This is a genomic window from Paenibacillus urinalis (assembly GCF_028747985.1).
GTDB lineage: Bacteria > Bacillota > Bacilli > Paenibacillales > Paenibacillaceae > Paenibacillus > Paenibacillus urinalis.
The window spans coordinates 1,453,385-1,467,230 of sequence record NZ_CP118108.1 but is presented as its reverse complement, the minus strand read 5'-3'; the positions used below and the strand labels follow the sequence as shown (position 1 = coordinate 1,467,230).

Below are 13,846 nucleotides of genomic sequence, written 5' to 3'. Positions count from 1 at the left end.
CTCATTCTCCCTCCGCTACATACAGGATATCGCTGACCCCGCGTTCTTCATTTTTACCTTGAGGATTGTTCACGACCCTGCCCATGAATACCATCGTAGAGGAGCCGCCGCCGTCCAGATTATAAGCCTCTGTTGCACCGAGGTTATCCATTAGCTGTGCAAGCTCGTCCAGCGTCATTCCGCGACTGTAGCCTTTATTTCGCCCATCCACCACGACAAAAACATAATGATTCGGTTCAATCATACCGATCGCTGTCCGCGGGTTCGCAGCCTGAATGGAACGGTTGCCGAAATTGCTGTCAATCTTGACATGACTAAAATCTCCCGTGATCTCACCGTCCTGTATGAGAATCGGTCCAAAGGAGAGCGTATGGACTGCCCTGTCAGCCAGCAGCTCAGAGGAAGAAACTTCGGTCTCGTTATACGTCTGCATGGAGCCATCCGCAAACAATACCATCGCATCTCTCACCGGGCTGTCTCGATAGAGCGTTCCATTGCGAATAATGACTCCATCGCTTCGGAATCCATAGTAGTCTCCATTGATCGCGAAGATCGCATTTTTGCCTGAAGCAATATCCGAGGTATTCTCGATAATATTCGTTCCAAAGCTGTCATTCGCGAATGCTGTGCGTAAGAGATCCGCATTTTTGAGTACCACATCGGCAACATAGTAAGTAATTTGGTCCTCACCCGTACCCGTTTGTACCTGGTCAATCTGAATCTGAATATCATCACTCGTATAATTCCAGTCATCATACTCCGCCTCAGTAGTGGATGCAGAGGTATTGCTAGACTCGGCTGTACTAGCTGCTTGATTAGACTCGGCTGTACTAGCTGCTTGATTAGACTCCGCTGTCTCATCCGTGACCACAACCTCAACGTGCTCAATAAGATAGCGATCAGCAAGTCCATATAATATAACCCCCACGATGATTAGAATCATTATGGAGATGAACATCCCTTTTCTTTTCCGTATTTGACCAAGCTTCAGATCGGCTCTCATAAGAAGTCCCCTTTACATATATTCTAAGGCTGAGTATATAAAGGGTTGCTTAAATGAATCTGAAACAAAGATCCAATGCACTGACGGTTAGAATAAATCTCGCTTCGATCTTCAGATACGGAAGTGCAAAAAAAAGATGGCTTTCTCTCCTTAATAGAGAAAAACCATCTTGTATACTTTTCACAATCAGCTAAGCTTTTGCCGCTAAATATAAGGCAACTCTATGCTCCTTATGAATTGTACCACCTGCTCGGTCAACCGACTCCTGAATACGGTGGAACAACTCATCTTTAACGGGATTTGGAAGCTGTCTGTGCTTGGAGTTTGTATTCAGCAAGGATACATAAGCGGAGCTGGTGAGTGTATGTATTTCCCTATACTCTTTTACAAGCAGATGGTTAAAGAACCCCGACTTGTCAGTAATCACTCTTCTGTCTTCAATGATCTCCTCAGGAGTAGGCAGCGCAGCGTCATCCAAATGAGGAGCAAGTTCGCGGTAGTGAAGACGAATTTCCTGGTGGAGGTCATCGTACATCGGAACATGTACCGTCCAGAAGAAAGCCATTGAACCGTTATGTTTAAGCAGCTCCCACACTCTCCGGTATCCGAATTCAGGCTCAATGAAATGAAAGGCCGTTCCCGAAATCGCGAGGTCAAAAGGTGAACCCTCTCCATTCCAATCCTCAAACGCGGTATGTAGTACTTTTACTGAGGGATACCCTTTGAATTTCTCTGCAGTGAACTGTGCTAGTTGGTCACCAAGCTCAACACAGGTGATATCCGTAAAGCCTTTATCCAAGAAGCCTCCAGTCGCTTGGCCTGTTCCACAGCCGATTTCTAAGATCTTTTGGTCTTGTTTCAGGCTGCAATAATCAGCAATATCATCGAACATTTCTTTGGGATAAGCGGGTCTGAACCTCTCGTATTCACTAACGATATAATTGAAGGTTTCTTTATTCTCCATACTGCTCCGCCTCCAGTCTGAATTAACTTCTAACTATACATAGCTTGATATCGGTCGAGGTCATTGATTGCTCTTAGTCAGCTCTTCTTCGTCATCAAGATGAGTCCTGTTGACCAATTGAGCTTAGACAGATGGAAATCCTCTCTTGATTCCAGATACGATACTAGCTTGGATACCTTATCCTCATGGTCTTCAGGCCAATTCGGCTGCGGGTTCAGATCATCAATGATATACAGCCCTCCAGGCTTGACCATACCAAGCACCTCTTCCACCAGATAAAACTTGCCTGGCCATGTATCAGCGAAGATGACATCATATTGTTCGGATTTATGTTGTTCTATGTATTCGCCGCCATCCTGAGCAAATAGATGTAACCGAGGATCATCCCCCAGCACTTCCCTCGCAATATTCGAGCATTGCTCATCCATCTCAACAGAATACAGCCTGCTGTCCTGATCCATTCCATCAAGAAGCCAAGCTGTAGAGTGACCTACACCTGTTCCTAATTCCAAAATGGTGCTCTGCCTGCGATTTGCGGCTAACATCCGAAGGAAGCTACCTGTTAGATCATCACACGATGCCGTGAAGCCATATTCTGCAGCACATTTACTCACTCGTTCTGCATGCATCGGGCGCTGAACACCTTGTAATTCGTCCATGGATAAGCCTCCTTGTATGAACTGCGTAGCTAACTTATCGTTATACCTTCATTCTTTTTTTGATCATTCTGATTTGTCCCCTATGATTGATTTCATCTTCAAAGACGTGGAACCACATAAAGTAATAATTTGCTTGTTTGTCATACCAGAATTGCTCCTCATGATGAAGCCAATCATCATTTACGGTCTTAAAATAATTGAGTGTTCTATTTCTTACTTCTTCCAATTTGTTAAGGTAAAATGTGAGTTCATGCCCTCTGATCTGTTCTTGCCCGGCCGAACCTAACTCAAGTGCTGGACCCCAAATGGATAGCTCCTCATCATTGAGAAACCTTTTTTCATATGTCGAGACCTGATACGCATATTCTACAGCTGCAACATGTAATAACAAAGCACCTATGGAATTGCTCTCTGTATCCAGCAGGTAATCCAGCTGGTCCTTCGATAAGCCCTTCACTTCTTCTAAGGTTGTATATCTCACATAATTCATCATGGAAATAAGCTGACTGATCTGAGGAGTATATCCAGGGATGCTGGTGATTAGATAGATTTGATCCATATTCATCATCGTTCGCCCCTCCAAATCTTTTTATCCTATTACTGATCACAGCGTTCAACACTGCTACCTCTTAACAATCCCGAAGGAAATCTTCATGTTGGGTGCGTAGGTTAACCAGGATTGATCATTAAATTGTTTGGAGAATAACCGTTCAGCATCGTACTGCCTTCTTGCCTCTTCCGCTGTCAACCCTCTCTCTATCAGATTGATCTCAACCTGTTCGTAATCACCTGGATCTTGGCCTAATCCATCTGCACTTAATGCTTCGAAAAGCTTATTCTTCATGTCTAAATCCATATGCTGATCTAAAAAGTTCACCCGATCACTGACCCGGCACTGTACGTCCTGTAAACCTAGCTGGCTAAGAAGTACAGGTAATCTCATGCCGATATTTCCGTCTTTGCTCTTACTTCTTCTGTCTGCTTCAAACAACTTTTGAAGTATCCCCAGCTGTATGATATCGGATTGTACCTGCCCTTCGAAATAATAGTTCGACATATTTGAAATCCAATGAGGCTCAAAGCATATCACCCTGCCCGAATCTACTACGCTATCGATCATCCTCTGAAGAATAATAGATGGTTCAGCGATATGTAACAAAAAGGCGTGACTCATCGCAATATCATACTTGCCTTTTACAGTCAGCTCTTCAAGGTCAGCTACGATAAATTCTGTTGTATACGGTAAGCGAGAGAATAATTCTTTTGCTTCCTTAATCAAATCCTGGCCTTTATCTATCCCGGTATAGGTCGAACCTTCTGGCAATAAAGGCAGCAGCTTTAAACCGAGGTATCCATATCCGCAGCCGTAATCGACCACATTTACAGGCTTATGAATGTTCCACACTTTTTGCACCAGAAATTCTAGATAGTCATCGTTGTAGTACAGCCACCGCGTATTTCTAAGGTATTCGATTTGAGTATCCCAATAATATTCGGACATTGCACTGCCCCTTTACTCATTGTTATTTATTATATTTAACACGCAGCATTTTTCTATGGGGTTAAAATTAGACCACATCAAGCATTGGCTTTAAATGAAGCAGTCCCATATCCACCGATGTTTCGATATAACCCAAGATTTGAACAATCGTGAATACTTGAAGCTGCTGTTTGTTGACTTCGTCTTTGTCGTATTCCATATCACCTAGTACATAAGGGAGGAAGTGCTCAACGTCCTTGGATGTTACTTCTTCCAAATCCATAACGGCAGGAACATCACTGAGCATTTCCTTCAGTATATTTGTAAATCCATAGTGTTCTAACAATTTCCCGTTCAATGTTTGAAAGTCTTTATGATATATAGGGTATAAATCTGGATCCGCTTCCATTCTGTTTTTCAACCATGAGAGGTTAAATCCCCTGAGCCAGATATCATCCGCAATTAGATGTGTGAAATATCCTAATATATACTGTTGCTCCGCCTGTGAGCTATATTTATGTAAGAATCCTTTATAATCTATGAATCTTGTATAATTCTGTACTTCGCCTTTGAAAAAATGGGATGATTCTTTCGGAGACACAGCATCAGGCGCCACGCTTCCAAGTAAGAAGAGCGTCCGGTCTTCAATGGACAAGCTCTCTGCAATTCGATTGGCAATAATCAAGTGCATGATCCTTGAACCCATATGCTTCCTCACCTTCTTCTGTTATTTCTATAGCCCTTTAAATTTCCATCAGCATTCTAAATCATATAATAATTGTAAATTTAGTTCAAACAAAATCTACTTGAAACAACTTTTAATTCAACAAGTGATCCCTATAAAGCAAGGGCTCTCGAGTTCTAATTGTTCCTGTAAGGTTCAATTAGGCCCGAGAGCCTCATCCTTCTAAAAGCCATTCACTATTAAAATCAAACTCATAAACAATATCAAGCCAATCGTTCCAACAGCCGCAAGGATGTTAATAATCTTGTCAGCTCTGAACTTCGTCCGGACTAGCTTTAGCAGTAAATGATACAGCCCAATTCCAATAACACCACCAAGCGTATTGTTGATTAGATCCGTTATGTCACTTGCACCAATGGCAAACAAATATTGAAGCAGTTCATATACCAGACTTATAGCTGCAATAGTGGCTGCTCTTTTGAGAAATGACCACTTCGTCAGCATGCTTAGATATATCCCAACAGGAACAAAAGCAATCATGTTATATAGCAGCTCTTGTATATCTAATTCATTGTTAACGATGACCGACTCACCAAATGGAATAAGGTTAATGTTTCTGATCTCCGGTAAATCCTGCGCTGAGAATGCCATTTTGAATACGATAATCCAGGTTAACAGCAATATATAAACTGCAAATAGCAACCAAGTTAGCTTTGTGTCTCGTTCTCGTTGTGTTGTTTTCATTTTCTCTCCCTCTCTAGACAATCATCTCACTGACGAATCAACTCTATAACGATTGAAGCTGCGAATAAGTTTGATTCTCTATATTGAAATTATTGTCAGGCGGGGGGATTGTTCAAATATTGTTATTATCCATAAATTCAATACAAAAAGGCTGCGTTTCGGGCTTCAAGCAATACTCTATTCTTTTTCTAAAATCTTTCCATTGTACTTTCTCTAACGCTTCTTCAATGGGGAAAAATCCACATTCCAGGCTCTCCGGTGAACATGTTAATTCGCCTCCGATGGGCTTTGCTAAAAATAATGTATTACAAATGGAGTTCCCGACATTCTGAAATATCCCGCAAAAATTAATAATTTCAATGTCGATTCCTGATTCTTCCTTCGTCTCTCGTATTGCGGCCTGACTCAAAGATTCTCCTATCTCTACTTGTCCTCCAGGCATTTCCCAGCCTCTTCTTGGTCCTCTGATCAGTAATATTTCGTTATTATCATTGACTACAACGGCAGCTGCCGAAACGATATGCTTTGGTGGGTGCATGACGCTACTCCTTCATTTAGAAATTTGTTATCCTATGTACTGCTGTGAATTAGGTTCAAAGCTCCTCTATAATCGGCTTCCAACCCACCTTCTGGCTCCATTGATTTGCATTCATTAAAATGTCCCATACGATTTCTGCTTTTCCTTCTACATATTTATCTCTATCGTCTTTATACAGATTGGCGAGTTCATATTTAACCTCGGCGTATTTCATTTTTGCATATTCATGTTCTCTTAAATAATCTCTAAACAGCAAATTCAGCTGTTCTGACCAACTTCCACTTTGGCGTATGTGAATATGAGTCCTTCTCATGCCGCTTTTTTCTCTAAAATATCTCTTGGTTAGATCAGGATTATCTTTACGATGTTGAAAACCCATCTCTTGAAGTCCAGATTTGACTTCCTCGATATTGTCCAGAGCGGGCACTGATATTTGTATATCAATAATAGGCTTAGCCGCTAATCCCACTACAGCTGTAGAGCCTATATGATCTATCCTATGAATCGTATTTCCCAATTGACTTACAATCTGACATCTTATTTCATTATATATTTTGGGCCAGTTATCATTATAAGGCTCTATAATTACAGATTCCTTCATCCGTAAGATCACCAACTTGGAGTATAGATTACTTAATTATATTTGCAACCATGGTTATGGAAGTGCCTACTTTACCTGTCTCTTTGAAGCAAAATCGCTGGTAAAGTTTCATTGCTGCTTCATTGTGTGGATCTACACTTAATGAGATTCTTTCAATGTTCTTCTTCCTGGCTTCTTGAAAAAGTTTATTCATCAAAGCGCTTCCAATTCCGATTCCTCTATATTCTGCTAAGATCGCCATTCCGAGTTCCGGCACGTCATTATCGACATATCCAAAGCCTTTATTACTCTCATGATAGTATCGAGCTGTTATCGATCCAACCGGCTTGTCTTGTTCATGCATTGCTATGAATCCAAAATCTCCATCCCGTCCCCAGCCATCTACATACTTCGAAAGGTGTGGATCATTGATTATTTCTCTGTTGAACGGCTCCTGCCCTTCTGGAACAAACAGTGATTCGTACAACATATCCCATAAGAATGCAACATCTTCTGCTTCAATGGGTCTGATTCTATAATTCATCGTTTGTTACCACCTTTTAGCTATGATAAAGTCTTTAAAATGGTCTTTCCCCTGTCTACTGTTGAATTAGCAACAATATACGTCTTCCTCCGATAGATCATTTCCACACCTACTCTCGCAGTTTTTGTATACGTACTTTTGTTGATTTAAACTTCGAAATCTTGGATCTTACCATTTTTCGTGTAATAGATAAGCCCTTCCACTTCTTTCATTACTCTTTGAGTGCCTTGCTGACTTTCCCACCAGTTCATAGGTCTCGTGCTCTTATCTTGAGCAGGACATAATGAGTACTCAATATGTTCAGGCAAATAGGTCTTCAATGTTAAGTAGCAGCGTCGGATATGATAAAAAGTAGTGACGATGAGAACTCGTTTTATATTATTTAATCCGAAATACTGATCCAGTACTTCTCTGGATTTCAGGACATTATCTATCGTGTTCTTGGACTGGGCCTCAACGATAATATCTTGTTCAGGTACCCCAAGCTCAATCGCTTTATTCTTCATGGATATGGCTTCGGGCACCTCGAGTGCTCCACCAGACATTAATATCTTTGCGGAACGTCCAGAATTATATAATTCAACTGCATGTGGAACCCGATATTTACTGGCCGACACACTGCCAATACAAAAATAACATCGCCGTTCTCGCCATCATCCTCAATTCCACGGAATAGAATGCGGGTGAGTAAATCTTTATTATCCAATGTGATACGATCCACAGACATATCCGATATTTTCATTTCCCGACCTCTCGTATTGTTATTGTCAACTTCGGCCTAACGATCCTGAATTTCTCGGCGCATTGGATTAAAAATAATTTTCCTCCGATTTTATACTAAATACCTTGATGCTACCTGCCATTATTCATACTCAACTTGATATCATATTTCACATGCGCTTATGTATGCCTGGCACTTCATTGTTTGCCTTTAATTTCATCAATACAAAATCAATTTTTTCTTCTCCTACTCGACTTTTGAAACATTGAGACTTTACAAATCCAACCCGTTCATAGACTTTAATTGCCCGTTCGTTAAATGCAGCGACGACAAGTTGAATGTTAGATGTTTGATACTCCTCTATAATAAACTTGATAGAAGCATCCAAGAAGTTTGCACCATTACCCATCCCCGTGCGTGAAGGAGCTAATCCCAGCCCAAGGTCTAAACATTTATCATCATTGTAAATTCCTATTTCATAACCTCCCGATACACGGGCTGATTCTCCAATACAAATAAATCCAAACAACTCATTATCACTATTTAATACGTAATAATATTCACCATTCATTAACTCCGAGATCGTCTCCTCGCTGTCATCCATGTTATAGAAAGAGTAAGATTCTTCATATGTCCATTCAGCAATGGACGCAGCGTATTCTTCTGTCATTAAATAGTAGCGAAAGGATTGCATAACTCTTTATTTCTCCCTTCCTTTAGAATAAACTTTCATAAATCTCTTTAGCGCCCTCGTTAATTTCGCTTAATATTTCGCTCGGTGTTGGATTCTGAATGATTCTCAGCAGATCTTCTCTTACTTCGTTATGGAGATCCGTATTCAATTTGGGAATGAGAAAATAGATACATGAATATTGCCAGCATTCATCGTCGCTATTTAAAACCCTGTGTATTCTAGGAAGCAGATCATCCGCTTTGAATCTTGGAAGCACCGTACATAATTCTTGTGCAACAGGCCAATTAATATCCTGCAGCCATTCAAATAAATCATCCATAATTGAACTAACATCCATTCTGGGATCAAGTTCTCTCAGCTTATTAATGACCTCTAAATCATGTTTATGTTTTGGAACTAGCTGTTGGAGATCATTCATTTAGTTCACCTTATTCCTTAACTTTTAACGCCAATACCATAATTCTTGATTGTCTTATCTAACGTTAAATTGCTTTTCTCATTCCATATAAAACTCATTTCAAAAGTTCCCTCTTCAAAGAACAAAGGAAATCTTCGTTTAAACCAATCTTGCATTGGTAGCTTAGGTACATCTTCAATCTCTACCCACCGTAACTCCCCTTCTGGAGGATGATCAAGCAAATTCCCCTCAAAAGAAGTCGCCAGATAATTAAACACCATATATCTTAAGCCTTTATCCGGTTCGCAGAATTCATCGAGACCTTTGTATATGATGTCTTTAACGATTAATCCGGTCTCTTCACGCACTTCACGAATTGCACCATTAACTATACTCTCTGGAAAATCCACCTTTCCCCCGGGGCTATATATCCTGGAAATCCAAGCTTATCAGGTCTATTCATTAATAAAACCTTCGATCCATCCTGTATCATGCACATCGTATAAATTTTATGAGTTACTTCGGCTGCCAAATGGTTCAACCCTCTCTTTATATTCATTCTCTAAGATAGAAAACAAATAGGAGTCATGAAATTTTCCTTTAGCCCATATATGCTCCCTTAAGTGACCTTCCATCTTCATTCCCATTTTTCGCAATACCTTTTCTGATCCCGTATTCTCTGGCCGACAAGTTGCAAAGACTCTATGTATATTGAAGTTCTCAAATGCTAGTTTCAACAACACTTTAGATGCTTCGCTAGCGTAGCCATTGCCCCAATATTCAGAATTAAAACAGTAACCGATCTCTGCATTTTTCTCTCTGATATAAATTCCACAGCCACCAATTAATTGGTTTGTTTCTTTTAGAATGACAGCAAATTCATAATCTGTTCGCTCATTTAATTGTTGCATTGCAATTTGATGACTTACATAAGACTTTGTCTCCTCTTCATTATTGGGTCCCCACAGCGTATGCTCAGTTACCTGAGAGCTGGATGCATACTTATGTACTTCAATCCAATCATTCCTGATGAACTCACGAATAACTAATCTTGCAGTTTCTATGTGCATTATGAAATCTCCTTAATGTAATTTAGTGTTTTCTTCAATCCCACACTCTTCCTAATATCACAGCCGATGTAGGTTTATCTCGACATTCTGATCATGTTTGTGCATAATTAGCACATAAGCTTGTTTATTACATTTTTATACATATCACTATGTTTGACATTTATACAGGAGGGTTTTCCATTGAAAAAAACGTTCGCTTTTTTGCTGGTATCCACTTTATTTATTGGATCCGTTAGTTCTGCCGCTGCCAAACCTGAGGTGATTACTTACAAGAACTGTACTGAGTTAAACAAAGTCTATAAAGGCGGAGTAGCTAAATCTGCTTCAATTAAGAACAAAGGCGGGAAAACTAAATATAAGCCCTTCGTATCCAAAGAGTTATATGAAGCGAATAAGAAAAGCGATCGAGATAAAGATTTTATTGCATGTGAAAAATAATATACCACGGGACCTTCTCTATTGATGGTCCAACTATTGTCAAAATATCAGCTCGCAATCATGATTTTGCCAGATTGGGCTTAAAGCACACAACCTTTCATATTCCATACTTACTAGTAATTCCCTCCAATGTTCTAAGCATAACTTGACATCGTATAACAAAAAAGCCGCATTCAGCGGCTGATAAGCGTTTGGTGACCATGTACTGCGGCCCACCAAGTTTGAACAATGAATACTGTGTTAGACAATGATATGTCTTCCTGATTCTCTTAATTCAAGTTCTTATTCAGGAACACCAGTCTATCAATCTCTGCAAAACCAATCTTTTTATAGAATGCTTCAGCAGGAATACCACGATCCGTTAACAACGTTATGTTATTTACTCCATCTGATTCAAGCTTTTCCATTAAGAATCTCATAAGGGCTGATCCTACACCGGATTTCTGCTTCTGTACACTGACACACATTTCGTTGATAAATAACTCTTTTCCACTCCACCAATGCTTTGTAGCACCAAAGATAAAACCAATAATTTCTTCCCCTTCTTCAGCAACAACACCGATAAATCCAGGAGTATTCGTGAAATCGGTCAAGTATCGATATGCAGTATCTGATGACCATTCATCATTCCACGGCTCTTGATTAAAAACACTTATAAACGTACTTACACATGGCAAGAGGTCATTTCTATCGAATAATCTAAGTTCCATAGCTCAATCCACTCTTTTCATCGATTTATTATGTGGTCGGCTAATCTCCCAGAAGGGAGGTGATGCCCATGGAGGTCAAAGATGCACTTTCCTTAATGCTCATGTTTGGCATGTTCATTTGGGCATTGCTCACCTACATGAAAAAGAAATAGACCGCCCTGCCTAAGGTAACGGTCTATTTTTCGACCCGTCTTTCATGGCCGACTGCTCTTTATGCAGTTATTGTACTTTGGAGTCGTGTTCGCGCACGGCTCCTTACTTATTCTTACCTCAGTATAACTCATTTTATAATGCTATTATAGATTGTTTATTATTTTTATCTACATAGTGCTGTAGCATATAGTCTCCATGGTTTGCAATAAACATCTGTTAGGTCTTATGATCCGATCCATAAATCATTCACCCAGATCTTTGATTAAATACAGCAACAGATCATCATCAACTGTCACCTGGTGCCCAGGTTTTACTTCCATATTTTTATATACAATTCCTCTACCATCCATTACATATCCGCGCTTGTTATACATCATTTGAGCGTTTCCATAATCCTTATATAGTCCTACTCCTAGACCTATAGATTTGAATTTCTTCGATGCTATTCCTTCAAGCTCATCAAACATTACACTTGCGATTCCCTTTCTCCTAAACTCCTGAAAAACATTGAGGTCATTGATCTCCGGTATGTTTTCTCGTTTAAAATAGGGATATTCCGATCCAAACAATAAGTGACAGCAACCGGCCAAGGTATCTTCATAGTAAGCTAGTAAAGTAACTCTCTTACCTTCCAAATTCTCTTCTAAACAAATAGAAAAATAATCATTCGAGGTATACCATGGATATCTTTTTGAGAATTCTATGTCCAATAAGGATACGTCTTCATAACTTGAAAGTATTTTTATTGATATTGGTTTTGTCATCATCTTTAGTCCTTTTTCTCTCGATTCATAGAAGGGGTGATTCCGAATGGATGAATATGTTTTAAATTCGATATCACTACTGGTATTGCACCCACAAAATATTGGATTAATCCTCTCATCTTCTCTTCAAAATCTTCACTATCTGGTGTTCCAATATTTACTGGCGTATTCTGCTCTAAATATACTTCATTGAATAAGTGGATGTCTTTATTATATTCATTCTTTACAAATTCCTTATGTAGTTCACTCATACCAATAATGATGTCATATTTAAGAAACGCATCATGATCAAATTGAGTTCTCTTAAATTCAGATGTATCGATATGCATGTCATTCATAATTTTAAAATGAAGATCTGAATACTTACTTATGTCACTATTTGCTCTTATCCCTACAGACGCCACTTGCACGTCCGAAATATGATTATTCCTTAAATAATCTTTACAGATAAACTCAGCTATTATGCTGCGGGTATAATTATCAGTGCATAGAAATAAAATTTTCATAACAACCACTACCTTTCTATTCCATGCTTTTTTCGCCCCGCATCTACGTATTTAGCCTCATGTTTGTATAATGAATTGAATCCGAGCTCTTCCCAAAACCTTCTCCCTACCGGGTTACTTTCTAGCACAATATCTTCACTGGTTTATTTAGCTCGAGCTATCAGCTAGCAATTGCTTCTTCAGCAGCATGATCTGTCCTATATGATACGCATTGTGAATACATAAATTTGATACTACTCCCCACCATGGAGCATTATAATATGACGGGATTACAGATATTAGTTTTGCATCCGAGCTTTCCTCAATTGCCCTATTCCAATCTATAAATACAGTTTCAAGCCTCTGAAGGGACTTACTCCATTCAAGATCATTTATAGAATGTGGATTAACATAAAACGTATCCTCATTGTTTATCGTGCTGTCCAATTCGAATTGTCCGGCGTTATATCGTTCAAGCCATTTTTCATTCCAAAAAATAAGGTGGTTCACGATCGACCAGATCGATTGTTTACTCTCTGTCTCCCATGCAGCTTGTGCTGTATTTAAGTCGATTAGAATCTCATGAAGAGGAATAAACCAGCTCTTATCGTTATAACAAGCGTTTAATTGATCTAACAGAATAGATTTATAACTCACACCTGTAACCTCTTTTCTCGAACGATTTTCCGCTTCTGTTTAAAAACTACTGTCGATTCCTAGGAGTGGGAACAGCTGGATCGTTATCTCCTCCCATTCTTCTTCTCGAGGTCTCCATTCTACCGACTGCGGGCATATGTGTTCCGGCCTTGGCCAAACCAAATTTAGGCATATTCCCATAAATGCATTCATACTGTCCGGGCTGAATCATGTAAGTCTCGTGATAAATTCCCACCGTTCCATTCGTCCCCACGGATTGATTGAATTTTTTCCATTCTACAAGATGAGTTCCTCCCCGTGCATATTTCTCAAGTTGGTCATACGTCCTCCAGTATTGTAATAAGGTAATCCCTCGCCAATTCCAAAAAAACTCTGTACTCATAAATCCTATCTCCGGATTTTGGTATAGCTCTTTGATCATAGGCCCCATTGCTTTTGCTACAGGAACCCACTTATGAAAGGCCAATAGCCGATTTATTCTCATGCCAATAATGAATACAACAAAAGGACCCTCCATTTCAGCAGTATATCTACCGTGAATTACATCCGACACGTAGTTC

The 13,846-nt window shown here is 39.7% G+C and carries 22 protein-coding genes and 1 pseudogene; 2 read left to right on the top strand and 21 right to left on the bottom strand.

The annotated features are described in order from the left end of the window. Position 1 precedes the first annotated feature (1 nt). The 16 genes and pseudogenes from PUW25_RS06650 to PUW25_RS06575 all read right to left on the bottom strand — a co-directional run bounded on the left by PUW25_RS06650 (position 2) and on the right by PUW25_RS06575 (position 10,079). Positions 2-1,003 (bottom strand): phosphodiester glycosidase family protein, encoded by a 1,002-nt coding sequence (locus PUW25_RS06650; protein ID WP_047912024.1) that lies wholly within the window; start codon positions 1,001-1,003, stop codon positions 2-4. Positions 1,004-1,193: 190 nt separating this feature from the next. Next, positions 1,194-1,967, bottom strand: coding sequence for a class I SAM-dependent methyltransferase (locus PUW25_RS06645; RefSeq protein WP_047912025.1), 774 nt, complete (start codon positions 1,965-1,967; stop codon positions 1,194-1,196). Between the two features lie 77 nt (positions 1,968-2,044). Beyond that, positions 2,045-2,626: an O-methyltransferase gene (locus PUW25_RS06640; protein ID WP_047912026.1), complete on the bottom strand. Its 582-nt coding sequence runs from the start codon at positions 2,624-2,626 to the stop codon at positions 2,045-2,047. Positions 2,627-2,666: 40 nt separating this feature from the next. Continuing rightward, positions 2,667-3,194, bottom strand: a complete 528-nt coding sequence (locus PUW25_RS06635) for a DinB family protein (protein ID WP_081872481.1) — start codon at positions 3,192-3,194, stop codon at positions 2,667-2,669. A gap of 54 nt (positions 3,195-3,248) precedes the next feature. After that, on the bottom strand, positions 3,249-4,127 hold the full coding sequence (locus PUW25_RS06630; protein WP_047912027.1) for a class I SAM-dependent methyltransferase: 879 nt from the start codon (positions 4,125-4,127) through the stop codon (positions 3,249-3,251). Positions 4,128-4,194: 67 nt separating this feature from the next. Next, complete coding sequence (locus tag PUW25_RS06625; RefSeq protein ID WP_047912028.1) at positions 4,195-4,812, bottom strand: zinc dependent phospholipase C family protein; 618 nt, start codon at positions 4,810-4,812, stop codon at positions 4,195-4,197. 201 nt (positions 4,813-5,013) lie between these two features. After that, positions 5,014-5,535, bottom strand: a complete 522-nt coding sequence (locus PUW25_RS06620) for a VanZ family protein (RefSeq protein WP_047912029.1) — start codon at positions 5,533-5,535, stop codon at positions 5,014-5,016. A 112-nt stretch (positions 5,536-5,647) separates the two neighbouring features. Next, entirely contained in the window at positions 5,648-6,073 is a 426-nt protein-coding gene (locus tag PUW25_RS06615) for an NUDIX hydrolase (protein ID WP_047912030.1), read from the bottom strand. 55 nt (positions 6,074-6,128) lie between these two features. After that, positions 6,129-6,674 (bottom strand): GrpB family protein, encoded by a 546-nt coding sequence (locus PUW25_RS06610; RefSeq protein ID WP_047912031.1) that lies wholly within the window; start codon positions 6,672-6,674, stop codon positions 6,129-6,131. Positions 6,675-6,702: 28 nt separating this feature from the next. Continuing rightward, a complete protein-coding gene (locus tag PUW25_RS06605; RefSeq protein ID WP_274338558.1) occupies positions 6,703-7,197 on the bottom strand; it encodes a GNAT family N-acetyltransferase in 495 nt (164 codons plus the stop codon). Positions 7,198-7,343: 146 nt separating this feature from the next. Then, on the bottom strand, positions 7,344-7,814 hold the full coding sequence (locus PUW25_RS06600) for a YdcF family protein (protein WP_205053645.1): 471 nt from the start codon (positions 7,812-7,814) through the stop codon (positions 7,344-7,346). Beyond that, a complete protein-coding gene (locus PUW25_RS06595; RefSeq protein ID WP_205053867.1) occupies positions 7,742-7,939 on the bottom strand; it encodes a hypothetical protein in 198 nt (65 codons plus the stop codon). Before PUW25_RS06595 ends, PUW25_RS06600 begins: the two co-directional genes overlap by 73 nt. Before the next feature lie 148 nt (positions 7,940-8,087). After that, entirely contained in the window at positions 8,088-8,612 is a 525-nt protein-coding gene (locus PUW25_RS06590) for a GNAT family N-acetyltransferase (protein WP_274338557.1), read from the bottom strand. Between the two features lie 22 nt (positions 8,613-8,634). Continuing rightward, the gene (locus tag PUW25_RS06585; RefSeq protein WP_047912036.1) at positions 8,635-9,030 is read right to left on the bottom strand and encodes a DUF5071 domain-containing protein; all 396 of its coding nucleotides are present in this window, start codon (positions 9,028-9,030) and stop codon (positions 8,635-8,637) included. Positions 9,031-9,047: 17 nt separating this feature from the next. Then, positions 9,048-9,568, bottom strand: a pseudogene (locus PUW25_RS06580) (NUDIX domain-containing protein). Then, positions 9,519-10,079: a GNAT family N-acetyltransferase gene (locus PUW25_RS06575; protein WP_047912037.1), complete on the bottom strand. Its 561-nt coding sequence runs from the start codon at positions 10,077-10,079 to the stop codon at positions 9,519-9,521. Before PUW25_RS06575 ends, PUW25_RS06580 begins: the two are co-directional and overlap by 50 nt. A gap of 180 nt (positions 10,080-10,259) precedes the next feature. Between PUW25_RS06575 and PUW25_RS06570 the strand changes: the two genes are divergently transcribed. Beyond that, on the top strand, positions 10,260-10,517 hold the full coding sequence (locus PUW25_RS06570) for an excalibur calcium-binding domain-containing protein (protein WP_047912038.1): 258 nt from the start codon (positions 10,260-10,262) through the stop codon (positions 10,515-10,517). 269 nt (positions 10,518-10,786) lie between these two features. Here the strand turns inward: PUW25_RS06570 and PUW25_RS06565 are convergent, their stop codons facing one another. Further along, positions 10,787-11,227 (bottom strand): GNAT family N-acetyltransferase, encoded by a 441-nt coding sequence (locus PUW25_RS06565; protein ID WP_047912039.1) that lies wholly within the window; start codon positions 11,225-11,227, stop codon positions 10,787-10,789. A gap of 62 nt (positions 11,228-11,289) precedes the next feature. Here PUW25_RS06565 and PUW25_RS27420 point away from each other — a divergent pair, with 62 nt between their 5' ends. Next, the gene (locus PUW25_RS27420) at positions 11,290-11,379 is read left to right on the top strand and encodes a putative holin-like toxin (RefSeq protein ID WP_337999920.1); all 90 of its coding nucleotides are present in this window, start codon (positions 11,290-11,292) and stop codon (positions 11,377-11,379) included. Positions 11,380-11,622: 243 nt separating this feature from the next. Here PUW25_RS27420 and PUW25_RS06555 read toward each other — a convergent pair whose 3' ends face one another. The 4 genes from PUW25_RS06555 to PUW25_RS06540 form a co-directional block, all read right to left on the bottom strand. Next, positions 11,623-12,147: a GNAT family N-acetyltransferase gene (locus tag PUW25_RS06555; protein WP_238546384.1), complete on the bottom strand. Its 525-nt coding sequence runs from the start codon at positions 12,145-12,147 to the stop codon at positions 11,623-11,625. A 2-nt stretch (positions 12,148-12,149) separates the two neighbouring features. Next, positions 12,150-12,650, bottom strand: coding sequence for an arsenate reductase/protein-tyrosine-phosphatase family protein (locus PUW25_RS06550; RefSeq protein ID WP_047912040.1), 501 nt, complete (start codon positions 12,648-12,650; stop codon positions 12,150-12,152). Positions 12,651-12,797: 147 nt separating this feature from the next. Further along, positions 12,798-13,286, bottom strand: a complete 489-nt coding sequence (locus PUW25_RS06545; protein ID WP_047912041.1) for a DinB family protein — start codon at positions 13,284-13,286, stop codon at positions 12,798-12,800. Positions 13,287-13,332: 46 nt separating this feature from the next. Next, entirely contained in the window at positions 13,333-13,839 is a 507-nt protein-coding gene (locus PUW25_RS06540; protein ID WP_047912042.1) for a DUF4188 domain-containing protein, read from the bottom strand. Positions 13,840-13,846: the final 7 nt, after the last annotated feature.